The organism is Oceanobacillus sp. E9, from assembly GCF_001741975.1.
GTDB classification, from domain to species: domain Bacteria; phylum Bacillota; class Bacilli; order Bacillales; family Amphibacillaceae; genus Oceanobacillus; species Oceanobacillus kimchii.
In genome coordinates, this window is sequence record NZ_LSNA01000001.1 from 248124 (window position 1) to 269976 (window position 21853).

Annotated in this window: 21 protein-coding genes; 4 read left to right on the forward strand and 17 right to left on the reverse strand. The window is 35.5% G+C overall.

All coding sequences use genetic code 11. The features are described 5' to 3' along the window. Nucleotides 1-12 precede the first annotated feature (12 nt). Together AQ616_RS01055 and AQ616_RS01060 are read right to left on the reverse strand one after the other, a co-directional pair. Nucleotides 13-891 (reverse strand): carbohydrate ABC transporter permease, encoded by an 879-nt coding sequence (locus tag AQ616_RS01055; protein ID WP_069684797.1) that lies wholly within the window; start codon nucleotides 889-891, stop codon nucleotides 13-15. 80 nt (nucleotides 892-971) lie between these two features. After that, nucleotides 972-2276, reverse strand: a complete 1305-nt coding sequence (locus tag AQ616_RS01060) for an extracellular solute-binding protein (protein WP_069684798.1) — start codon at nucleotides 2274-2276, stop codon at nucleotides 972-974. A 160-nt stretch (nucleotides 2277-2436) separates the two neighbouring features. Between AQ616_RS01060 and AQ616_RS01065 the strand changes: the two genes are divergently transcribed. Both AQ616_RS01065 and AQ616_RS01070 read left to right on the forward strand, forming a co-directional pair. After that, on the forward strand, nucleotides 2437-3639 hold the full coding sequence (locus AQ616_RS01065; RefSeq protein ID WP_017798347.1) for an ROK family transcriptional regulator: 1203 nt from the start codon (nucleotides 2437-2439) through the stop codon (nucleotides 3637-3639). A gap of 125 nt (nucleotides 3640-3764) precedes the next feature. Then, the gene (locus AQ616_RS01070) at nucleotides 3765-5384 is read left to right on the forward strand and encodes a glycoside hydrolase family 43 protein (protein WP_069684799.1); all 1620 of its coding nucleotides are present in this window, start codon (nucleotides 3765-3767) and stop codon (nucleotides 5382-5384) included. A 294-nt stretch (nucleotides 5385-5678) separates the two neighbouring features. On the opposite strand, the gene AQ616_RS01075 is transcribed toward AQ616_RS01070, so the two are convergent. From AQ616_RS01075 to AQ616_RS19500, 15 genes are all read right to left on the reverse strand, one after another. Next, nucleotides 5679-6347, reverse strand: a complete 669-nt coding sequence (locus AQ616_RS01075; protein WP_017798349.1) for an NAD(P)H-dependent oxidoreductase — start codon at nucleotides 6345-6347, stop codon at nucleotides 5679-5681. Between the two features lie 229 nt (nucleotides 6348-6576). Further along, a complete protein-coding gene (locus AQ616_RS01080) occupies nucleotides 6577-7461 on the reverse strand; it encodes a Cof-type HAD-IIB family hydrolase (protein ID WP_069684800.1) in 885 nt (294 codons plus the stop codon). Nucleotides 7462-7512: 51 nt separating this feature from the next. Then, the gene (gene argH / locus AQ616_RS01085; RefSeq protein WP_069684801.1) at nucleotides 7513-8892 is read right to left on the reverse strand and encodes an argininosuccinate lyase; all 1380 of its coding nucleotides are present in this window, start codon (nucleotides 8890-8892) and stop codon (nucleotides 7513-7515) included. Further along, nucleotides 8889-10142 (reverse strand): argininosuccinate synthase, encoded by a 1254-nt coding sequence (locus AQ616_RS01090; protein ID WP_017798352.1) that lies wholly within the window; start codon nucleotides 10140-10142, stop codon nucleotides 8889-8891. Before AQ616_RS01090 ends, argH begins: the two co-directional genes overlap by 4 nt. A gap of 438 nt (nucleotides 10143-10580) precedes the next feature. Then, nucleotides 10581-11228: an SDR family oxidoreductase gene (locus tag AQ616_RS01095; RefSeq protein WP_017798353.1), complete on the reverse strand. Its 648-nt coding sequence runs from the start codon at nucleotides 11226-11228 to the stop codon at nucleotides 10581-10583. An 81-nt stretch (nucleotides 11229-11309) separates the two neighbouring features. Then, nucleotides 11310-11999, reverse strand: a complete 690-nt coding sequence (locus tag AQ616_RS01100; protein WP_017798354.1) for an LrgB family protein — start codon at nucleotides 11997-11999, stop codon at nucleotides 11310-11312. Continuing rightward, nucleotides 11992-12399: a CidA/LrgA family protein gene (locus AQ616_RS01105; RefSeq protein WP_077596955.1), complete on the reverse strand. Its 408-nt coding sequence runs from the start codon at nucleotides 12397-12399 to the stop codon at nucleotides 11992-11994. Before AQ616_RS01105 ends, AQ616_RS01100 begins: the two co-directional genes overlap by 8 nt. Before the next feature lie 91 nt (nucleotides 12400-12490). Next, the gene (locus AQ616_RS01110) at nucleotides 12491-13249 is read right to left on the reverse strand and encodes a class I SAM-dependent methyltransferase (protein ID WP_017798356.1); all 759 of its coding nucleotides are present in this window, start codon (nucleotides 13247-13249) and stop codon (nucleotides 12491-12493) included. Nucleotides 13250-13540: 291 nt separating this feature from the next. Further along, nucleotides 13541-14371: a phosphate ABC transporter ATP-binding protein PstB gene (gene pstB / locus AQ616_RS01115; protein WP_017798357.1), complete on the reverse strand. Its 831-nt coding sequence runs from the start codon at nucleotides 14369-14371 to the stop codon at nucleotides 13541-13543. A 25-nt stretch (nucleotides 14372-14396) separates the two neighbouring features. Further along, the gene (pstA, locus tag AQ616_RS01120) at nucleotides 14397-15287 is read right to left on the reverse strand and encodes a phosphate ABC transporter permease PstA (protein ID WP_017798358.1); all 891 of its coding nucleotides are present in this window, start codon (nucleotides 15285-15287) and stop codon (nucleotides 14397-14399) included. Further along, nucleotides 15288-16238 carry a phosphate ABC transporter permease subunit PstC gene (gene pstC / locus AQ616_RS01125; RefSeq protein ID WP_017798359.1) on the reverse strand — a complete coding sequence of 317 codons (951 nt, stop codon included), beginning with the start codon at nucleotides 16236-16238 and terminating at the stop codon, nucleotides 15288-15290. It abuts the gene before it with no gap. 93 nt (nucleotides 16239-16331) lie between these two features. Then, complete coding sequence (locus AQ616_RS01130; RefSeq protein WP_069684802.1) at nucleotides 16332-17303, reverse strand: PstS family phosphate ABC transporter substrate-binding protein; 972 nt, start codon at nucleotides 17301-17303, stop codon at nucleotides 16332-16334. A 284-nt stretch (nucleotides 17304-17587) separates the two neighbouring features. Then, nucleotides 17588-18274 (reverse strand): ABC transporter ATP-binding protein, encoded by a 687-nt coding sequence (locus tag AQ616_RS01135; protein WP_017798361.1) that lies wholly within the window; start codon nucleotides 18272-18274, stop codon nucleotides 17588-17590. A 6-nt stretch (nucleotides 18275-18280) separates the two neighbouring features. Further along, nucleotides 18281-19348: an ABC transporter permease gene (locus AQ616_RS01140; protein WP_069684803.1), complete on the reverse strand. Its 1068-nt coding sequence runs from the start codon at nucleotides 19346-19348 to the stop codon at nucleotides 18281-18283. Between the two features lie 407 nt (nucleotides 19349-19755). Then, entirely contained in the window at nucleotides 19756-19896 is a 141-nt protein-coding gene (locus tag AQ616_RS19500; protein WP_168156622.1) for a hypothetical protein, read from the reverse strand. 132 nt (nucleotides 19897-20028) lie between these two features. On the opposite strand from AQ616_RS19500, the gene AQ616_RS01145 reads away from it, so the two are divergent. Both AQ616_RS01145 and AQ616_RS01155 read left to right on the forward strand, forming a co-directional pair. After that, the gene (locus AQ616_RS01145) at nucleotides 20029-20229 is read left to right on the forward strand and encodes a helix-turn-helix transcriptional regulator (protein WP_069684804.1); all 201 of its coding nucleotides are present in this window, start codon (nucleotides 20029-20031) and stop codon (nucleotides 20227-20229) included. 737 nt (nucleotides 20230-20966) lie between these two features. Next, nucleotides 20967-21770 (forward strand): N-acetylmuramoyl-L-alanine amidase, encoded by an 804-nt coding sequence (locus AQ616_RS01155; RefSeq protein WP_069684806.1) that lies wholly within the window; start codon nucleotides 20967-20969, stop codon nucleotides 21768-21770. Nucleotides 21771-21853 lie beyond the last annotated feature (83 nt).

Below are 21853 nucleotides of genomic sequence, written 5' to 3' on the forward strand. Positions count from 1 at the left end.
AATTTCCTCCTTTCAATATTGAATGGTATCTTTCGTTTCTGTTACCTTACGGATAAAGTAAGTAACAATTAATGTTATAATTAGAAGCAAGAAACCTATTGCACTTCCATAACCAAAGTCATAACTAGAAAAAGCTAACTTATACATATAAGAAGCCATTACTTCACTAGCTCCATTCGGTCCTCCACCAGTCATTACATAAATGAGATCAAAATACTTAAGAGATCCAACTATAGCAAGGACAATCGTTACTTTAAAAACGGTCATAATCAATGGAAATTTAATTTTAAGTGCAATTTGAATCGGACTTGCCCCGTCAATTTTTGCTGCTTCAATAATAGATTCAGGAATATTTTTTAAAGCAGCATAGTAAATCAAAATGTAAAACCCTGCATATTGCCAGATAATTGGTATAAATATTGCATAAAGTACAATGTTTGGATCAGCTAACCATGCTGGTGGATTTTCCACACCTAAGCTCACTAAAATGCTGTTTAACATCCCATTACTAGGGTTATAGACTTTGATCCATAACTGAGCAATAGCTACAGACGAAAGCAACATTGGTATAAGATATATCTTCTTTAAGAAGTTTGCTCCTTTAATTTTTGATGCAAGAATTAACGCTACTACTAAGTAAATTAATAAACTTAATGCAGAGAATACTGCCAATAAAAAGGAATGTAATGTACTCTCCCAAAACTTCGAATCCTGCATTGCTGCGATATAATTATCAAGACCAATAAACTCCATTGCCCCGATCCCATCCCAATCCATTAATCCAAAGTATCCAGACAATAACAATGGAATAACAATGAGAACCGCAATAAATAACAACGCGGGAAGGATATAAAGTGTAATAACCCATTTATTGGACATAACTTTATCCATATTTGTTCAACCCCAATTGGAATTTAATTAGTAAGGCTGCCAAGACATATGAATGTGTTTTAGACAGCCTTTTAGATTAATTACTCTTTTGCGAGTGTTTCTTCGTGTGTTTTCACAAATTCTTCTGGTGTAATTTCGCCACCAAATAATGCTTGGATCATATCCAAATGAACTTGAGCAGCACTTGCACTCATTTGAACATCTGCATATAAAGTAATATTTGATGCATTATTTAAATCATTTAATACCTCCACATAAAGGTCAGGTAAATCTAATACTTCTCCATCGATTTTTGTAGCAGGAATTATGCCTACTTCTGTTACTGCCCGCTCTCCCCATTCTTTTACAAAGTATGATACAAAAGCTTTCGCCTCATCTTTCACCTCTGAATTTTCAGAAACAAACAGCCCGACACCAGGGCCTCCTACATAACTATTGAAGTCGCCATTTCCATCAACTTGTGGAAATGGAAAGTACCCGACAGAATCACGGAATTCTTGAGGTACATCTTCGTTCGTTGTATAGTTCGGCAAATCCCATGTTGCAATTAAGTACATCGCAGCTTGACTTTCCATAAACATACTTTTTGCTTCTTGATCAGCCAAACCATTGAAACCGCTAACAAAAGAATCATTGTTTACTAAGGCTTGAAGCTCTTCTGCTGCTTGTAATAGTGCCGGATCTTCAAATGAACCACTTCTATCGATCGCATTTGTTAATACATCTTCTTCTCCACCTAGACGATTTGCTAAATACATATACCACATAGAACCTGTCCAAGCATCACGATTTCCTAATGCGACTGGATTAATACCATTTTCTTTTAATGTATCTACCACTTGATTAAATTCCTCTAGTGTTGTTGGCTCTTTCAATCCATACTCATCGAAAATTGCTTTATTATAATAAATGGAAGATATATTTAACTCTAAAGGTAACCCATAAGCTGTATCGTCAATAGAAAAAGCTTCTGTTGTACCTGTTACGAAATTTCCTGCTAAGTTATCCTCTTCTAAGATATCCTCTAGTGAAGCGAACATACCACCATCCACAAATGGCTCCATATAACCTGCAGCCCATGTCATACCTACATCGGGTAATTCGTTCGAAGTTGATTGAACTTTGATTTTTTCTTTATACTGTTCATTACTTAAAACCTCTACTTCTATTTCTATCCCTTCATTTTCAGCTTCAAAATCTTCTATAATTTGATTTACAACTTTATAATGTTGTGCAGAACTTCCTTCTGGCCATAAATGCATAAATTTAACCGTTTTAGAATCTCCTGAAGCATTACCTTCATCTTCTCCATCAGAACAAGCCACCAATAACATGCTACTAAGCCACACAAAGGCAATAATCGAAAACGCTTTCTTTATTTTCATCGTGAACCCCCTATTAGCAATATTCTCATAATTTATGAGTTGTCATAATTTTAGCAAAGATAACTTTGTTTGTCTACTGGTTAAACAAAGTTTTGTAATCGAACCATAACATGCTATACTTAGAACTAATAGTCACGCATATGGGAGAAGGAGCGAATACATGAAAATAAATCGAACATGGAATCAGTATGTGGTTAAGCAAGAGAATAAGTCTCTAGTATTTAATACTATAAGACAAGATTCTCCCATTTCAAGAGCAGATATCGCACAACAAGTAGGACTTAACAAAAGCACTGTTTCTTCATTAGTAAGTGAACTTATTAACGAAGAACTGATTGGTGAAGTTGGACCAGGAGAGTCAAGTGGGGGCAGACGACCGGTTATGCTGTTCTTCAATAATACGGCTGGTTACTCTATTGGTATCGATCTCGGTGTAAATTATATATTGGGGGTGTTAACAGATTTACAGGGAAATATTTTAGAACAAGAACAAAGTACATTTGATAACTTAACGTATGAAGAAATTCTAGTTCATTTAAAAGAGATTATCCAGAAACTGATCACATTGGCTGCTAAAAGTCCGTATGGCGTTATCGGTATCGGGGTTGCGGTACCTGGAATCGTTAATAAAGAAGAAAAAATATTGCTTGCGCCTAATTTAAATTGGCGGAATATTTCTTTAAAAGAAGAGTTAGAGAATCGTTTTAATATTCCTGTCATCATTGAAAACGAAGCAAACGCGGGTGCGTATGGAGAAGTACAATTTGGTATTGGAAAAGAAAATAAAGATATTGTTTATGTCAGTGTTGGTGTAGGGATCGGTGTAGGTCTTATACTAAATAATCAATTGTACAAAGGAAACCATGGATTCTCAGGGGAAATGGGGCATATGACAATTGATGCACATGGTGCAAAATGTAGCTGTGGAAGTGAAGGTTGCTGGGAACTATATGCATCTGAAAAAGCACTGTTACAATTGGCTAAAAAAAATAATATCTACACAACTGATCCTTATAATTTATTAGACCATATGATCCAATTAGCAAAAAACAACGACGTGGTCGCTCTGGAAACATTTAATGAAATCAGCAAATATTTAGCAATCGGAATCAATAATATTATTAATTCATTTAATCCAGAACAAGTCATTATTGGTAATCGAATGTCAGCTGCAAGACAATGGATTGAAAAACCTTTGCTTGATTCCATTAATAATCAATCACTATGGTTTAGTCAAAAGGATTTAAAAGTGGATTTTTCAAGCCTTCATACACATTCGAATGCACTTGGAATGGCAGCATTCTCCGCTGAGAAGTTCTTAAAAGGAAGTAGTTCTGGAAATGAAGAAATGAACATAAAGTAAAGCTTCATCAGTGGGATTATTCATACTCGCTGATGGTTTGCGAAACTTATCAAGGAGTAATCGTCCATTATCACACTCCCTACAAATGGTTACTCACTCTTAATAAAATAAAATGAGGTGAAGATATGACAACGATTCAAAATCCTATTTTAACTGGTTTCAACCCAGATCCGAGCATTTGTCGAGTTGGAGAAGACTATTTCATTGCTGTATCTACCTTTGAATGGTTTCCAGGTGTAGGAATCTATCATTCAAAAGACTTAAAAAACTGGAAGTTAGTTTCGAGACCCTTAAATCGTCTATCTCAATTAAATATGATGGGTAACCCCAATTCTGGCGGGGTATGGGCTCCAGCCTTATCTTACAATGAAGGAAAGTATTGGCTTATTTATACAGATGTAAAAGTAACCGAAGGGCAATGGAAAGATTGTCATAATTATCTAGTGACTAGTGATTCTATTGATGGAGAATGGTCTGAACCAATCCATTTAAATAGTTCAGGATTTGATCCATCGTTATTTCATGATGAAGACGGGAAAAAATATTTAGTTAATATGGTTTGGGATTCAAGAGTAGGAAATCATCCATTTTATGGAATCGTTTTACAAGAATATGATTCGATTAAACAGAAATTAGTTGGGGAAAAAGAAATTATTTTTAAAGGTACTGATGTTATGCTTACAGAAGCACCCCATCTTTATAAAATAAACGGCTACTATTATCTCCTTACCGCTGAAGGTGGCACTAGATTTAATCATCAAGCTACAATCGCACGATCTAAAAATTTACGGGGAACTTATGAAGTACATCCCGAGAATCCGATTATTAGCTCGTATACTCATCCTAGAAATCCCTTACAAAAAGCTGGTCATGCATCAATTGTGCACACGCATACTGATGAATGGTTTATGGTACATCTTACCGGCAGACCACTGCCAAGAGAAAAACAACCAGTTTTAGACTCAAGAGGATATTGTCCTTTAGGCAGAGAAACTGCAATACAGCGGTTAGAATGGAAAAATGACTGGCCTTATGTAGTTGGTGGAAATCAACCTTCATGGGAAATAAAAGGACCATCCATACCAGAATATCCTTTCGAATACTCTCAACCTATCATGGATCATTTTGATGGGGATCAATTAAGCCTAGACTATCAGACATTACGGATTCCATTAAATGAAAACATAAAAACATTACAAGAGCGTCCAGGATATTTAAGACTATATGGAAGAGAGTCTTTAACATCCAAATTCACTCAATCTTTTGTCGCTAGAAGATGGCAACATTTTGCTTTTACTGCAGAGACTAAAGTCAATTTCCAGCCAACATCATTTCAACAAGCTGCTGGTTTAGTGAATTATTATAATACAGAGAATTGGTCTGCACTTCAAATTACCTGGGATGAGGAAAAAGGCAAAGTATTATCCTTAACCACTTGTGATAATTTCAAGTTTGACCAACCGTTACTGCATAATGAAATTGAAATCCCGAACAGGCAAGAAAATGTCTTTTTAAAGGTAGTCGTAAATTATAATGACTACCAATATTATTATTCATTGGATGGTGACGATTGGATTGCTATTCCTGTTATCTTACAATCTTACAAACTATCAGATGATTATGTACAAGGTGGAGGATTCTTTACTGGAGCATTTGTTGGTATGCAATGCCAAGATACAAGTGGCGAAGGCCTTCATGCTGATTTTGATTATTTTTCCTATCAGCCTAAAACAGATTTAGGGTGAAATAATGCATAGAACGCACCGCTATTTGTCTTTTTAAGTAATGTAAAGAACCACTATATTATGAATCAATTTCATAATTAGATATTTGGCTGAAATCCGGCTGCCTTCTGCAGGCAAGGCTTTAACTAACTAGGAAAAGAGGGCCTCTTTTCCTAGTGGATTTTCACCCCTCCTCTCCTGAGCATGGACAACCGTCTTCCATTACAATCAAAGTCGAGTTTTATTATATGACCATCACTAAAATATTCGTTTTGTTAAATGAAACTTAGTGATTATCAATTCAACTCGGTTGAGCTACAACCATTCCACAATTTCATTTAAACTTTTTCTTGCTTTAAGTCTGTTCGGTTCTTTCTTCCGATATCCAAAAGCCGCCATTACGGAAGGCTTATATCGTCCTTCTTCTAATAAGCCTTCACTTTCAAGCAGGTTATATACATCCTTATATATAAATCCTTCTATTGGTGTAGAATCAATGCCAATTTGAGCAGCAGCTGTCATCATATTCGCTAATGCGATATATGTTTGCTTTGAGGACCAATCAAATAAACTACGATCATTAGTTAATTGCCAAAAGTTTTCTTGAAATAGTTTTAACCCTTTTAAGATCATATTTGTAACTTCATCAGGCATTTGTTGAACAGTTTTTAGATGATTAGCCACATATTCTGAATCATATTGAACATCTACTCGAGCAAGTATAATCACAAAATGACTTGCTCCACTAAGTTTTTGCTCTGCTCCTGAAGCTAGTTTCATTAATTTCTCTCTAAAATCAGAACTTTGCACGATTAAAAATTTCCAAGGCTCAAAACCGAATGAGCTCGGTGATAATCTACCCGTTTCTAATATAAAATTAAAATCTTCGTCTGTAATCTTCTTGCTATTATCGTATTCTTTTGTAGCATGTCTAAATTGGAAAGCATCGAGAATTTCTTGCTTCTTTTTAGCCTTTTCAGTCATAGAGTACTCCTTTCCCGTCGAATGTTGTACATATTATCGTTTTAGTTATTTATGAACAAATACTAGCACACTCTTAACAGTAGTGCACTTTAAAAATCAGAACGAATACTGCCATGTTGATGTTCTATACAAACATACGATTTCAGCAATTAATACAAAAATGTAATAAAAAACTATAACCATTTGTATTTTCATATACACTGGTTATAGTTTAGTTCTTTCATCAATATTACAAAGATGCGTCTATTGCCCTTTGTTGTTCCTTAAGCATTTCATCAATCGCAATTGCAACACCATCATCACGATTAGTTAAAGTTGTATAACTACATAACATTTTTATTTCATCTGCTGCATTCCCCATTGCAACACCACGACCTGCCATCTGAAGCATACTTGCATCATTCCAATTATCTCCAATTGACATAACATCTTCCATCGTCCATTGTTTTTGTTGAACATATTGCTCTACCGCTAACCCTTTTTGTGCTTCAGGGTGGTTGAATTCTAAATTAATTTCGCCAGAAGAAGTAATGACAACCCCTTCTTCACTTCTTAACTTTTCACTTGCATTTGATAACTGCTGAGGTTCTGTAGCAAATACTAATATCTTATAAACTTTAATTTCAGTTGAATCCATCACTTCATGATAATTATCTATAAATTCTACCGGTTCAAATTGAAAGCGACGTTCTGCTTGTTGACGAACATCTGCCTCCGATATATCCGGATTTGCAGAAGTCATAATATCAACCATTACTTCTAGAAAATACTCTCTACTTCCGGAAAATATCCCTCTATTTGTGAAAAGTTCAATATACATGCCTTCTTGATCACAAACATCGGTAATTTGTTTCGCCACATCTTTATCTAATGGGATACTTCGGATAATTTGTTTATCTTTAGTATACGTGACAGCACCATTCAAACTAATCACTGGACAGTTTATCCCAGCTTTTTTAAGAGGAATACTTGCAGCATCATAAGATCTTCCGGTAGCAACAATAAATTCAATTCCTTTGTCTATAGCTGTTTGTATTGCTTTTTGATTTGCTTCACTAATTGTTCCATCTTCTTTCAGAAGTGTACCATCTAAATCAGATGCAATTAATTTCATATGCCATACCGCCTTTTCAAACAGAGTAACTATCCTCTACTATACCCTATTCTACTTAGCGGATTCCAATAATTTCTCTGCCTTCGTAATTTGATGAAGAACGCTATCTTTTGCAGTGCCACCTTCAACCGACCGAGCATTTACAACTGCTTCTGGCATTAAAACATCAAAGATATCTTCATCAATAACTTCTGTGTATTGCTTAAACTCCTTTAATGTGAGATCAAGTAAATATTTATTTTGCTCTATACAATTTAAAACAACATCTCCTACGACTGCATGTGACTCTCGGAATGTCATTCCCTTATTTACAAGATAATCCGCAAGGTCAGTTGCATTAGAATAATCATTGGACACTGCTTTATACATACTTTCTTTATTTACTTTCATCGATTCTATCATTGGCGCAAATAATTGCAAGGCACCTTTTAATGTTTCATGTGCATCGAACATACCTTCCTTGTCTTCTTGCATATCTTTGTTGTACGCTAGCGGAAGACCTTTCAATGTGGTTAACATCCCCATTAAATGTCCATATACTCTCCCTGTTTTTCCTCTGACTAATTCAGCGACATCTGGATTCTTCTTCTGCGGCATCATGCTGCTTCCTGTGGTAAAAGAATCATCTAACTCAACAAAGTTAAATTCAGCACTAGACCACTGAACAAGTTCCTCACAAAGTCTCGATAAGTGAGTAGAAACAAGTGCAGAATTGGATAAGAACTCTACAACAAAATCACGATCACTGACGGCATCTAGACTATTCTCACAAATCCCATCAAATCCTAGCTCATCAGCAACGAAGTGACGATCAATTGGAAAAGTAGTTCCTGCAAGAGCTCCAGCTCCTAAAGGTGATTTATTGACTCGCTTTAGACTATCTTGAAAACGTTCAACGTCACGCTGAAACATAAATACATAAGCCATCATATGATGCGCAAAAAGAACAGGTTGCGCCCGTTGCAAGTGCGTATAACCTGGCATTACTGTATCAATGTTTGCTTTCGCCTGAGTAATTAATGATTGCTGAACTGTCTTCAATAGATCGGACAGTTCGGCAATCGCATCCCTTAAATACAAACGCATATCTAAAGCTACTTGATCATTTCTGCTACGGCCAGTATGAAGTCTCCCGCCGACTGGACCCACTTCATCAATTAGTAGTTTTTCAACATTCATATGAATGTCTTCATGTTCATTAGAAAGTTCTGCTTCACCTGCTTCAATTTTAGATAAAACTTTTTTCAGACCTTCAGCAATCGTGTTTGCATCTTCAGAAGGTATAATCTCACATTTTTTTAACATTGCAACATGAGCGAGACTGCCCTGTACATCGTATACAGCTAGTTTTTTGTCAAATTGAATAGACGACGCATATTCATCTACCAATTCGTTGGTAGGTTTTGTAAATCTTCCACCCCATAGTTTCATGGTTTCACAGCTTCCTTTACTTCCAAATCTACTTTTTCAATCGACTTTTGATCTTGAGGTCCATTTACTGAGGAGTGAACCTGTGTAGGTAGTCCCCATAGTTTGATAAATCCTAATGCAGCATCATGATCAAATGCATCTGCTTTGTTGTAAGTCGCTAAGTCAAAATCATAAAGGGAGTTTTTAGACTCTCTTCCAATTACTTGTGCATGACCTTTATATAACTTCACTTTTACTGTTCCAGATACATGCTCTTGTGTCTTCTGAATAAAAGATTGTAATGCTTCTGTTAAAGGTGAATACCATAATCCATAATAAACTGTTTGTGCTAATTTCTGTTCAATTGTCGGTTTGAATTCCGCTACTTCTCTCGGTAATGTTAATGCTTCTAATTCCTGATGTGCAGCAATTAACGTAGTTGCTGCTGGCGCTTCATATATCTCTCTTGATTTGATTCCTACTAAACGGTTCTCCACGTGGTCTATTCTGCCAACGCCATGTTTACCAGCAATCATATTTAATTCTAGAATTAATTCATCTAATGGCATTTCTTTACCATCGATAGAGACTGGCTTCCCTTTTTCGAATGTGATTTGGATAACTTCTGGATCTTCAGGTGCATCTACTGGATCTGTAGTTAAATCAAAAGCATCTTTAGGTGCTTCTGCCCATGGATCCTCCAAAATGCCACATTCATTACTTCTTCCCCATAGATTCTGATCAATACTATAAGGGCTATCTAGGTTAATTGGAATTGGAATGCCATGTGACTTCGCATACTCAATCTCTTCTTCTCTTGACATTGCCCATTCACGTACTGGTGCAACAATTTTAAGGTCAGGGTTTAGTGCAGTAAACGATACATCAAATCGCACTTGGTCATTTCCTTTTCCAGTGCAACCATGTGCAACGGCAACAGCTCCTTCTTCCTCTGCAATATCTACTAAAATCTTAGAAATAAGAGGCCTAGACAAAGCTGAAATTAAAGGGTACTTTCCTTCATATAATAGATTTGCTTGTAATGCAGGTAAAACATACTCTTCCGCAAATAAATTTTTCGCATCAATTACATAAGATTTGATAGCTCCTACGTCCAATGCCTTCTTCTTCACAAAATCTAAATCCTTACCTTCTCCTACATCTAAAGCAACTGCAATCACATCATAATTGTATTTATCCTGTAACCATTTAACTGCAACAGAGGTGTCTAATCCTCCAGAATATGCTAATACAATCTTTTCTTTCGCCATTTTGCATTCCCCTCTCCGATATATCCTGTTAATGAATTATTATGCATTAATATGCATAATAATTCAAGAGGTTCGCAAAATGTTTATTTTTTCTGATTATTTGATTTAAAAAAGGCATATCAATCATTCAATTTGTAAACTACCGAGTAATTAGAACAAACTAGAGACAACCCTTATTAATTAATAAGGGTTGGAATATAATGTTCAGAATAAAAAGAGGCTGGGACAAAGTATTTACGTTCAAAAGATAAATAAGAATAGATGGCCTTTGAAAAATCGTTTTTAGAAATATACTCCGCTTATCCTAAGGCGGCTGGTGAGCTTTCCTCTCATAAGAGTCTCAATATATTTCCTACACTTATTTCTAGTTATCATCCGTCTTTTGACTAAAACTCTGTGTTATGTCCCAACCTCATTGTTTTATCATAATATTCAATATTATATTTTTTCTACTGCATCTTTAATGGAAGTTTCGCCAGATATTAAATCAAAACCTTTATGGTACGTGTTTTGGGCATCTAGCACTTCTACAACGGTCGATGCTACATCTTCACGAGGGATAGAGCCTCTTTCTAGATTTTCACTAGCTTGAATCTTGCCAATAGCAGGATCATTTAACAATCCACCTGGTCGAATGATTGTATAATCAAGGCTGCTTTCTGTTAATTTTTCATCGGCAAAATGCTTCGCTACCATATAATGCTTAATTGGATTGTCTGCCCAACTATCACGATTATGAGCTTGGAAAGCACTAATCATAACAAAACGTTTTACACCAGTTTTTTCAGCAGCTTCGATGGATTTGACAGCACCATCTAAATCGATGAGTAGTGTTTTATCCGCGCCTGTGTTACCACCTGAACCAGCCGTAAATACAACTGCATCGGCTCCTTTCATTGCTTTGGCAAGATCTTCTACACTATCCTCTAAATTTGCTAGGACTGCATTAATTCCACGTTGCTTAAACTCTTCTAGTTGTTCTTCTTTACGTACCATCGCAGTAACATCATGATCTTTATTGGCTTGTAATTGATTTACAAGATGCGTTCCAATTTGTCCATTTGCTCCAATTACTAGTACATTCATTTATAACAACTCCTTCTAGTTAACTAATTCATCTTCTAATGTATGTTGTTCCCATTACTAATTTCTTTCAAACTTAATCATTTAAAAAATCAAAGACACCAATAACGGAGCAAGCATCGATACAATTACCGCGCTAACCACCATGGCCACTGTACCTAATGTGCCTTCCAACTCATCTATTTCTAATGAATGCGCAGAACCTATTGCATGGGATGCACTGCCGATACCCACTCCTCTTCCTACAACATGTTCTATTCGCATGGTTTTAAAAAGGAAGCCTCTCATAAATACTCCACTTATTCCAGCCATAATAACAAAAACAGCCGTTAAAGAGACTTCTCCACCAATAATATTTGTTACTTCTATAGCAATTGGTGTTGTGACCGATTTTGGAACAAGAGAGTAAATGATTGTTTCGTCTACTTGTAACAACTTCGCTAAAATAATACCAGAGAGAATCCCAATAAACGCCCCTACAATTGTACCCATGAATATCGGAAATAGCCATTTTAACAACAATCGTCGTCGTATATAAAGCGGATAAGCTAGTGCAACTACCGCTGGTCCTAACAGATAGTGTATCCATTCTCCACCAACCATATATGTCTCATAGGGGATTTTACTTATTAATAAGATAACAATGATGACAACCGAACTTACTAATACGGGTAATGTCAGTGGATGATTCCATTTCTTATTTAATTTGCGTGACAAAATATAAATAGACATTGTGCCAATGATAAATATGATCGTCAATACTAAATTAATCATGTTTTAATTCCTTCTTCCTAACCAGCCATTGACTAACATGTCCAGATATCACGATTACTAGTGCAGTACTTATAATGATAATAACAATTAACAGTAAACCACTTCCCGTAAAAAGATCTAAAAAAGAAACAATACCTACTGTTGCAGGAATGAAGAATAACGGCAAGTGTTTTACTAAGAGTAATGCTCCTTGGTCTACCCATGATGGTTTGACCAACCCGGTACTTAATAAAACAAATAATAAAATCATTCCAATAACACTTCCTGGTAGGGTTAAATCAAAAAACTCATGTATCCATGTTCCAATTTGATATAAAATAATAAGTAATAACGTATGTATAATTACTTTCCCAACGTAAACCACCTTCATCACTGTTCCTTTCTCAACTCTTACAATCATGACTTAAAACAAATGGTGAGCCTCTCCAAACTAATGTATGAGGTCTCACCTTAATTGTTTTTAGTTAAAAATTTTTATACTTTGAACTAGCTTAACCTTTTTTACTTAATTGAAATACAATGAAATTTGGACAATTTAAATCCTCTTTAAACTTCGGGTATAACAACAAATCTTCAGAAGAAGCTTTCGGTTCAATAATATCATTTAAAGTAAACCCTGCATTCCGAAATGTTTTCATATAACTCATGAGTGTCCGATGATAATAAACGACTTTCTCATCAGAATTAGCTGGAAAGTTTTGATCATACACTCCTTCATAGAAATAACGATCTACTTTCCAATATAATTTCTGTCCTTTCGTATCCTTTATCCACCCACTATTTGGCGTAATAAAGCAGGGATGTAATATGGAAAACACAAAAGTACCATCCCTTTTCAGTAAGCGATACATTTCTTTTATCGCCAATTCATACTTCTCTAAATCTTGAATAACCATGTTAGATACAATCTTATCAAAAGATTGTGATGGAAGGAAATGCATATTTTCTATATTTCCAAATTCATATTTAATGGAATTATCTGTTGTCCTTTCCTTTGCTAGTTCCAACATTCGTTCAGAATAATCGACTGCAGTTATAGAAGCTCCCTGTTGAGCTAATATTCTACTTAAGTAACCTTCCCCACAACCAGCATCTAACAATACTTTTCCACTTACTTCACCTAATAATTCAAATATTGCTGGGTTAAGCAGTACTTTTCTGTTCACTCCACCATTCTCGTCATAATTAGAAATAAAGCTATCCGCCGCTTTATTCCACCTCATTATTGCTTCCTCTGTTGACATCTTCATTCCTTCTCCTCCTTAAATTAGTGATAAAGAGGAGTAACGTTACTCCATTTAATTGTGCGCATCTATTATTTTCCCATAATTAAAAAATAATTATAGACTTATATTTTAATTTTTTATATCATGTAGATAGAGGCATACCTATTTTAAGGTCTGCTTTTTTATTTACTTCTTCCAAGATGAATTACTTTCATGAATGCGATATTTTGTATGAAACTTGGCAATCATGAAATTAACCAAACAAAAAAGTTGCTGAGATATTTTCTCAACAACCAAATAGGGAGATTATATATTTTAACCAAATCGACCGGAGATATAATCTTCGGTTCTTTGATCTGAAGGTTTAGTAAAGATACGATTTGTATCATCAAATTCTATAACTTCTCCGTTTAAGAAGAATGCTGTTTTATCAGAGATTCGTGCAGCTTGTTGCATATTATGGGTTACAATTATAATGGAATAATCTTTTTTCAATTCCTGCACAAGTTCTTCAATACGAAGCGTGGATTTAGGGTCTAAGGCAGATGTTGGTTCATCCATTAGGATTACATTTGGTTCAATTGCTAAGCAACGTGCGATACATAAACGTTGCTGTTGTCCACCTGACAGTCCATAAGCATTCTCGTTCAGACGATCTTTTACTTCGTCCCAAATAGATGCACCACGTAAACTCTTTTCTACAATCTCATCAAGTATTTTTTTATTCTTAATACCGTGGATTTTTGGACCATATGCTACATTTTCATATATAGACTTCGGAAAAGGATTTGGCTTTTGGAAAACCATACCTACATGTGTACGCAGGTCCTCTACTTTAAACGAGCGATCTAAAATATTCTTCCCTTTATAAGTGATAGCTCCAGTTGTTTTTACCGTTGGCACTAATTCCACCATTCGGTTCAACGTCTTTATATACGTTGATTTTCCACAGCCAGATGGTCCAATAATTGCAGTTACTTCTTTTTCATTTATAGCTAAGTTAATATCTTTTAACGCATGTGTTTCCCCGTACCATAAGTTGAGATCTTTTGTATCATATACTATTTTTTTATTACTAACAGGTGCTTTTTTTTCATTATTATTAATGTCTACTTGTACTTTCTTGTCCGCTGTTAATAAACTCATATTTTTCCCTTCCTTTCACTAACCTTTAATATCGCTGCTGAAATTTATTTCGGATAATAATAGCAATCGAGTTTAATAGGAACAGTAAAACTAGCAATACAATAATTGTTGCTGCTGCTAGATATGCATACTCTGCGACCAACGAAGAATCTAACGTCCAGTAATAAATTTGCATTGGTAAGGCAGTAAACGTATCAAATAGTCCTCCAGGAAACGGAATGAGCAATGCCGGGATTCCTAACACCGTAAGTGGTGCAGTTTCCCCAATCGCTCTAGATAAGGCTAGAATCGACCCGGTTAATATCCCCGGTAAGGCAGCTGGTAACACTATTTTTTTCACGGTTTGCCATTTTGTTGCTCCCATACCATAAGATGCTTCACTAAGGTGACCAGGAACCGCGCGAATTGCTTCTTGTGATGCCACAATAACAATTGGTAATACTAGAAGAGATAAAGTTAATCCTCCAGCTAAGATGACATTCCCGAATTCTAAAGCACGGACGAATAAGGTTAAACCGAGTAAACCATATACAATCGACGGAACACCAGCAAGGTTAGAAATATTTGTTGCAATAAACGATTGGAATTTGCCTTTTTTTGCATACAACTCCAAGTATATTGCTGTCCCAACACCAATTAGCATCGTAACAGGGATTACAATCAGCATTAACCAAGCTGTTCCTAAAATTGCTCCCATAATTCCTGCTCTCTCAGGTGCTGTAGATAAGTGACCCGTTATGAAATCCCAATTAATATAAGTGACCCCTTGTGTCAGTACTCGAACAATTAAAACTGCCAATACTACTAATCCGAACATTGTTGCTGCTAAAAATAGATACTTTGAGAAATTATTTTTTCGGATACGAGATGACATCCGTTTCTGTACTTGTTCTATATCCACATACTTTGTGCTCATCTAGTATTCCTCCCTAAACTTACGGGAAATATATCTTGCTAGTAAGTTCATGATTAAAGTGAAAACAAATAATGTTAGTGCTACTGCATATAAACTGTAATAGATTGTCGATCCTGCTGGAGCCTCTCCTCCAGAGACTTCAACGATATACGCAGTCATTGTTTGCATGGATTGCGTGATATCAAAAGTGAAGTTTTTCGAACTACCGCTTGCAATTGTCACAATCATTGTTTCTCCAATTGCACGGGATATACCTAGTACAAATGAAGAGATAATTCCAGATAAAGCAGCTGGAATTACGACTTTAAATGTTGTTTCTAATCTCGTTGCACCTAACGCTAATGCTCCTTCACGCATTGAGTTCGGTACAGAAGACATTGCATCTTCTGATAAAGAAGCAATCATAGGGATAATCATTACCCCCATGACGATACCAGGACTTAGGATATTAGTAGCTTCTACGGAAGGAAACACCATCCGAATCAATGGTGTTACGAAAGTGAATGCAAAGAAACCATAAACAATCGTAGGAATTCCTGCTAGTATTTCTAATAAAGGTTTTACTGCACGACGTACTTTATCTGATGCAAATTCACTCAGGTAAACAGCTGACATCAAACCTACTGGTCCTGCAACTAACATTGCAATGATCGAAGATATTATAGTACCGGTTAATAATGGGAGGACACCAAATTCCGGATTTTGACTTAGTGGTTTTAATACTGTACCTGTGAAGAATTCAATAATCGGTATTCGTTGAAAAAACTCTATTGATTCAGCTAATAACGTATATATAATACCTGCCGTTGTTAGAATCGATATGGAGGCAATTAATACCAGAAATACTGGTACTAGTTTCTCTGTGATTTGAGAAACACTCTTCTTTTGCTTATTCGCCTCAATCATTTCTCTAACAGAAGCAGTATTTTTATTTTCGCTGCTTGCTGCCATTCTTAAAGCACTCCTTCTTCGCGCTTACACTTACAACAAGATGAGAACCAACAATATTATCGGTCCTCACCTCGACAAGAATATTCGACTAATTTATTTTAATGCTTCTAGTTCTTCTACAAGACCTTGAGCCTCTTCTTCAGGAATTGGCGCAAAACCTGTTTCACCTGCAAATGTATTCACGTTATTCATAATATAAATCGCGTAATCGAGGACTTGAGGTTTTTCTTCTGCGTTACCTACATTAAGATACGTAAATACTGGTCTAGTAAAGTCTGCATAATCACCATCTTCAGCAATTGTGTCTAGTGATGGTTCAACAGGTCCGTCTCCGAAATCAATGTTTACTGCTTGAATGGTCTCTTTATTGCTATCGTAGTAACCAAATCCGAAGAATCCTATTGCATTTTCATCTTGCGAAATCAACGTTACTAGTGTGGAATAGTCTTGTTGAAGATCAATTGTATCCACTAGATCCTGTTCTTCTAATATATTTTCATAGAAGAACTCATACGTTCCGTGATTTTCATTTGGTCCATATGTTTGTATTGGTTCATCCGGCCAAGAAGAATCAATATCTGACCAATTTGTATATTCTCCAGTAAAGATACCTGTAACTTGTTCTGGAGTTAATTCCGTTGCCCAATCATTATTTGGATGGGTAACAATAGTTAAGCCATCAAGTGCAACCTTTAATTCTTTCACATCAATACCAAGTTCATCGGCTTTTGCTTGTTCCTCTTCTTTTATTACACGAGAAGCATCATTAAAGTCTGTCCCGTTTTCGGCTAAGAATTTCTCAAAGCCAGCACTTGTTCCAGCACGGCTAACTTCTACTGATACTCCTGGTTGTTCATTTATCATATACTCTTCTGCGAGACGAGCCATTAGTGGATAAACCGTACCTGATCCATCAATTGCTACGCTTCCTTCTAATTCTTCGGAATTACCAGTGGACTCTGATTCATTATCAGATTCACCATTTGCGTCATCAGATCCACATGCTGCTAACAGCACAAACAACATTGGTATAAGTAATAAAAAAGCAATCTTCTTGAAATTCATTTTTTAGGTCCTCCCCCTAATTTGTGTTTGTATATTTATGGGCTTATTTCCTGCCCTTACTTGTAAGTATAGGAAGTTATTATTAAGAAAGTTTATGGTAAGTGTTAAGTATTTGTAAATTTCTAGTTCCATGAACTCATAAAACCAAACTTCATTTTTATGAACGGGGGCATTCTTCCCCCACTGAAGTGGGAATTATTGTACGTTACATACAGGATAATCTATTTAAATAAAGAAAAAACCGTCTCATACGAGGCATGTATGAGACGGTTTTTTCTTTATTATTACTCAGGTTGTAATTTTGATTGTAATTCCATTTTTCCATCTGTGATTTGGTACACCTTGTCACAGTCATCTATCAATCTTGTATCATGTGTTACAACGATTGTGGTTGTGTTTTTTTCTTTCGTAATTTCTTTCAACATACGCATAACCTCAAATGCACGATCTGAATCTAACGAGGCAGTTGGTTCATCAGCAAGTATAATGCTAGGATTTGTATAGAGTGCTTTAGCAATAGCAACACGCTGTCTTTCTCCGCCAGAGAGGTCGCTCGGAAAGTTCTTTAGTAAATGATCAATTCCTAAAGATGTGTATAATTGCTCTAACTCTTCTCCTTTTAAATTATTCTTTTTTACTTTATCTAATAATTGCATTTGTTGTTTTATATTTAAAAATGGTACAAGATTTGAAGCCTGTAATACAAAACCTACTTCTTTTAAACGAACTTTGGAACGTTTTTTCTCATTTAGTTCAGTTATCGGGGTTCCATTTATATATACATCACCATTAGATGGGGTTTGCAATCCACCTGCTATGGTTAAAAAAGTACTCTTTCCAGATCCAGATGGGCCAATCACTGCAATGAGTTCACCTGCTTTTGCTTCGAAATCCGTTTGCTTCATAGCCTCCACTTTTGTATGACCAGAACCAAAGACTTTTTGAACATTTTTTAGTTGTAAAATTGTCATCGTTATTTAGCCCCCAATCGCTTTCAATGGATCTATTTTTACTATTGTTTGCACCGATATAAATGCTCCAATAACCGAAACAAGAATGAGAACTACAGCATAGACAAACATGTCAAGATAATTAAACGAAACTGGTACTTCTGGTGGCAAGAAATAACCTGTAAGAATTGTCAAAACTAATCCAATGATTACTCCAGCTAGTGACAGAAGGAATGTTTGCGCAATCACTGATTTTGCTAAATAGCGAGAGGAGATACCCTGTGCCTTCATCACGCCAAAAATACTTACTTTTTGAATGGTCAATACATATAAGAATATAGCTAAAATGACCGCAGAGATAACAAATAAGAAATATATCATGAATGATAATGTTAAGTTTTGTTCTGTATAACCAGGAAGATTTTCGATAAATGTTTGTGTATCGACTACTTGTAGTTCTTCATCTACAGTTACTTCATCCAAGTTATTTGAACGAACCACAAATGCATTCACTTGTTCGCTTCCTTGTTCTACTGCATCTCCATATTGCAACGTTTGTAAGGTTTCAAAATCTGTATACAAAACAGGAGCTGCATTAAATCGGGCACTGTCAGTAAAGCCAACAATGGTTAACACCTCATCAATTGAAGAAAGAGATAATTCATCTCCTACTGCAAATCCTTCTTGTTTTAGGGATTCATCTGCAATTACTTCACCTTCATCAGCAAATTCCTCCCCCTCTGTCACATTCGGCATAACGAATTCATCTTTATGTATTCCAAATATAAATGTATTTGCTTTATTATCTCCATTGCTAGCAATCGCACTTTGTTGTCCTAATTCAGCATATTCCTCTGAACCATCACCTTGATAATCATCCGCTTGCATGACGGATTGTTGTAAGCGTAAATCAGATTCTTCAGTAAGAATAATACCGTTTGCTTCCCATTTATCGACTGCTTCTTTATTTAAATCCTCCAGACCATTGGCTAGACCAGATAAGAAGAACACAAGGTAAGAAACAAGCATTAATACTCCGATAACGAGGGTAAATCGAAGTTTATTATTTTTAATTTCATTCCACGCTAGAAACATCTATGTACCTCTTTTCCTATTCTTTTACTGTCATTATATAGTTTAATTCATTCCTCTTTCTATAGCGAATTAAACCTCCTATACACATGCGAAAAGACCACGTTATAATATTTCTATTCGTGGTCTTTTCGTATTATTAATTTAAACTGTCATATGAATCAATTTCACAATTAATTATTTTGTATAAAATACGGATGTAGCACTGTTTGATTTCCATTGCAGACGGAGCTTTCCGCAGTCACGGCTTCAACTAACTAGGAAAACCCCCTTTTCCTACAATTTTCAAGCTCTGTTACCCTGAGCAGGAGTCACCGTCTTCCATAACAATCAAAGCCTAAAATTTTCTGTAATCCGAACATTAATGTTTATGTTCTTACTAATCACTCGTTTTATCATAGAATTAAGTATTATTTTCTAGTTTTATACTCATTTGGAGTGGTCCCTTGGCCTTCACTATGATTTTTGAATGGGCTTTTTCTTCCGTTACGTTTTTCACCAGAACTAGAATTTTCTTTGAACTGATTATTATTGCTATTTTTTTCAGGCATTTGAATCATCCTCCTTTTTTCATATATTTATTTTCTTCTGGAAAGGTTAATTTATACATATATTGAATTGCTAGTAAATGCAATATATAATTTACATATGTAATATATGCATTGCATTATAAGGAGAATGATATGATCAATCGTGTAAAATTAACTAGAATGGAAAGAGGTATTACGCAACAACAATTAGCAGCACGTACAGGTATAACACGGCAAACAATTGGATTAATAGAAAAAGGACAGTACAATCCCACTTTACAATTATGTATTAAAATAGCAAAAGTATTAGAAGTAACATTAGATGATTTATTTTGGGAGGAGAACAATTCATGAATTCTTGGTTAAGTGTATTTCTACCTAAAGATGAGTACAAAAAACAGACAATACTATATTTTTTGGCAGAGGGCGGCAGCTTATAGCTTTGTATTTAATACTCACGCTGATTTTCATGGACTTCGTTGCCATAATCGATTGGAATTTTTTATTAACTACATTTATTGGTTTGATCATCTTCTTTATATATGTATTTGCCAGATATACTTTATCAGGTATTGAATATACAGATATAATGACAACTTCTCAGCTTAACCGATCAAAAAGAGAAATTCGTAAAAAAAGTATAATTTTTGGAACTTTTATGATCATAGGCCTCTACATAACTCATCTTGTTGGATTACAAAATGGAGAATGGTATGATCCCCTTGGCATCGGAATATTATCAGGTATTTTCATGTACATATTTGATTTAATTTCACTTAAACGATCTTATAGAAAGAATAAGGACCTTATTGACTAACTAAGAAGAAGTTGTTTTATGTACCTTCTCAGTTAATAATTACAAGAATATGATTATGTCTAAACTCTTCAGTAATTTGTTTCTTATTTCTAAAAAGGTACTATTGTAGAGTTTGATAGTATTATATAGCTTTCCTTCTTTATTAGCCTGTCCTTCGATTATAAGAGTGATAAACGTGGATACACTAAAGTGGAATTATACTACACTCATGTTGTTTGTCCACGCTCTTCTATTTATCATCCATATACTATAATCGAGAGGAGGAAAAGAAGCAATGAAACTATACCTTGATCCCGGACATGGTGGAAGTGATCCTGGTGCCACAGGTAATGGACTACAAGAAAAAACAATCACTCTAGACATCGCTATCCGAATACGTGATATACTACTTTCTAACTATCATAATGTATCTGTAAGAATGAGCAGAACTGCAGACAGCACAAAAAGCTTAGCTCAAAGAACAAACGAAGCAAATAATTGGGATGCAGATTACTTTCTATCTATTCATTGTAACGCTTTTAACGGTTCAGCATATGGCTACGAGGACTTTATCCACAATAGTCTATCGGATCAATCAATTACTGCTAGATATCAAACCATTATTCATGAAGAAGTAAGTAAAGTTAATCAACTGCGGAACCGTGGTAAAAAGAAAGCAAATTTCCATGTATTACGTGAATCCCATATGCCTGCGCTTCTCACAGAGAACGGTTTTATTGACCATAGCGGTGATGCAGAGAAATTACGTGATCCCTCATGGCGGCAAAATGTCGCACAAGGTCATGTATATGGATTAGCTCGTGCTTTTCAACTTCAGCTAAAGGATAATACGCCTGATCCTTCTCCATCTAATTTTTTTAAAGTAATTGCCGGGTCATTCAGACAACGAAATAACGCAGAAGAACGTGTGAATCTTCTATCGGACGAAAATATTGAAGCAATTATTGTACCAGTAACTATATCTGGCCAACAGTGGTATCGTGTTCAATCCGGCGCATTTCGTAATCGCGACAACGCTAATGCTAGAGTACTTCAATTACAAGAACTAGGGATTGAAGCATTCATCATCACTGAGTAAAAAAACAACTGGAGCACTATTGAATAACCACTTCATACTTCACTATATCGCCTCCAAACAAAGGTAGTTTAAGTAGAGTAGTT

What these genes read in the sequence shown, in the direction of transcription:
- pstA (WP_017798358.1), bottom strand. Translation starts at nt 15,287, where the DNA reads ATGAGCACAAAGTATGTGGATATAGAACAAGTACAGAAACGGATGTCA.
- pstB (WP_017798357.1), bottom strand. Translation starts at nt 14,371, where the DNA reads ATGAGTTTATTAACAGCGGACAAGAAAGTACAAGTAGACATTAATAAT.
- AQ616_RS01110 (WP_017798356.1), bottom strand. Translation starts at nt 13,249, where the DNA reads ATGAAGATGTCAACAGAGGAAGCAATAATGAGGTGGAATAAAGCGGCG.
- AQ616_RS01075 (WP_017798349.1), bottom strand. Translation starts at nt 6,347, where the DNA reads ATGACTGAAAAGGCTAAAAAGAAGCAAGAAATTCTCGATGCTTTCCAA.
- AQ616_RS01095 (WP_017798353.1), bottom strand. Translation starts at nt 11,228, where the DNA reads ATGAATGTACTAGTAATTGGAGCAAATGGACAAATTGGAACGCATCTT.
- AQ616_RS01155 (WP_069684806.1), top strand. Translation starts at nt 20,967, where the DNA reads ATGAAACTATACCTTGATCCCGGACATGGTGGAAGTGATCCTGGTGCC.
- AQ616_RS01145 (WP_069684804.1), top strand. Translation starts at nt 20,029, where the DNA reads ATGATCAATCGTGTAAAATTAACTAGAATGGAAAGAGGTATTACGCAA.
- pstC (WP_017798359.1), bottom strand. Translation starts at nt 16,238, where the DNA reads ATGGCAGCAAGCAGCGAAAATAAAAATACTGCTTCTGTTAGAGAAATG.
- AQ616_RS01070 (WP_069684799.1), top strand. Translation starts at nt 3,765, where the DNA reads ATGACAACGATTCAAAATCCTATTTTAACTGGTTTCAACCCAGATCCG.
- AQ616_RS01100 (WP_017798354.1), bottom strand. Translation starts at nt 11,999, where the DNA reads ATGATTAATTTAGTATTGACGATCATATTTATCATTGGCACAATGTCT.
- AQ616_RS01130 (WP_069684802.1), bottom strand. Translation starts at nt 17,303, where the DNA reads ATGAATTTCAAGAAGATTGCTTTTTTATTACTTATACCAATGTTGTTT.
- AQ616_RS01080 (WP_069684800.1), bottom strand. Translation starts at nt 7,461, where the DNA reads ATGAAATTAATTGCATCTGATTTAGATGGTACACTTCTGAAAGAAGAT.
- AQ616_RS01105 (WP_077596955.1), bottom strand. Translation starts at nt 12,399, where the DNA reads ATGATTGTAAGAGTTGAGAAAGGAACAGTGATGAAGGTGGTTTACGTT.
- AQ616_RS01060 (WP_069684798.1), bottom strand. Translation starts at nt 2,276, where the DNA reads ATGAAAATAAAGAAAGCGTTTTCGATTATTGCCTTTGTGTGGCTTAGT.
- argH (WP_069684801.1), bottom strand. Translation starts at nt 8,892, where the DNA reads ATGAAACTATGGGGTGGAAGATTTACAAAACCTACCAACGAATTGGTA.
- AQ616_RS01065 (WP_017798347.1), top strand. Translation starts at nt 2,437, where the DNA reads ATGAAAATAAATCGAACATGGAATCAGTATGTGGTTAAGCAAGAGAAT.
- AQ616_RS19500 (WP_168156622.1), bottom strand. Translation starts at nt 19,896, where the DNA reads ATGCCTGAAAAAAATAGCAATAATAATCAGTTCAAAGAAAATTCTAGT.
- AQ616_RS01135 (WP_017798361.1), bottom strand. Translation starts at nt 18,274, where the DNA reads ATGACAATTTTACAACTAAAAAATGTTCAAAAAGTCTTTGGTTCTGGT.
- AQ616_RS01140 (WP_069684803.1), bottom strand. Translation starts at nt 19,348, where the DNA reads ATGTTTCTAGCGTGGAATGAAATTAAAAATAATAAACTTCGATTTACC.
- AQ616_RS01055 (WP_069684797.1), bottom strand. Translation starts at nt 891, where the DNA reads ATGGATAAAGTTATGTCCAATAAATGGGTTATTACACTTTATATCCTT.
- AQ616_RS01090 (WP_017798352.1), bottom strand. Translation starts at nt 10,142, where the DNA reads ATGGCGAAAGAAAAGATTGTATTAGCATATTCTGGAGGATTAGACACC.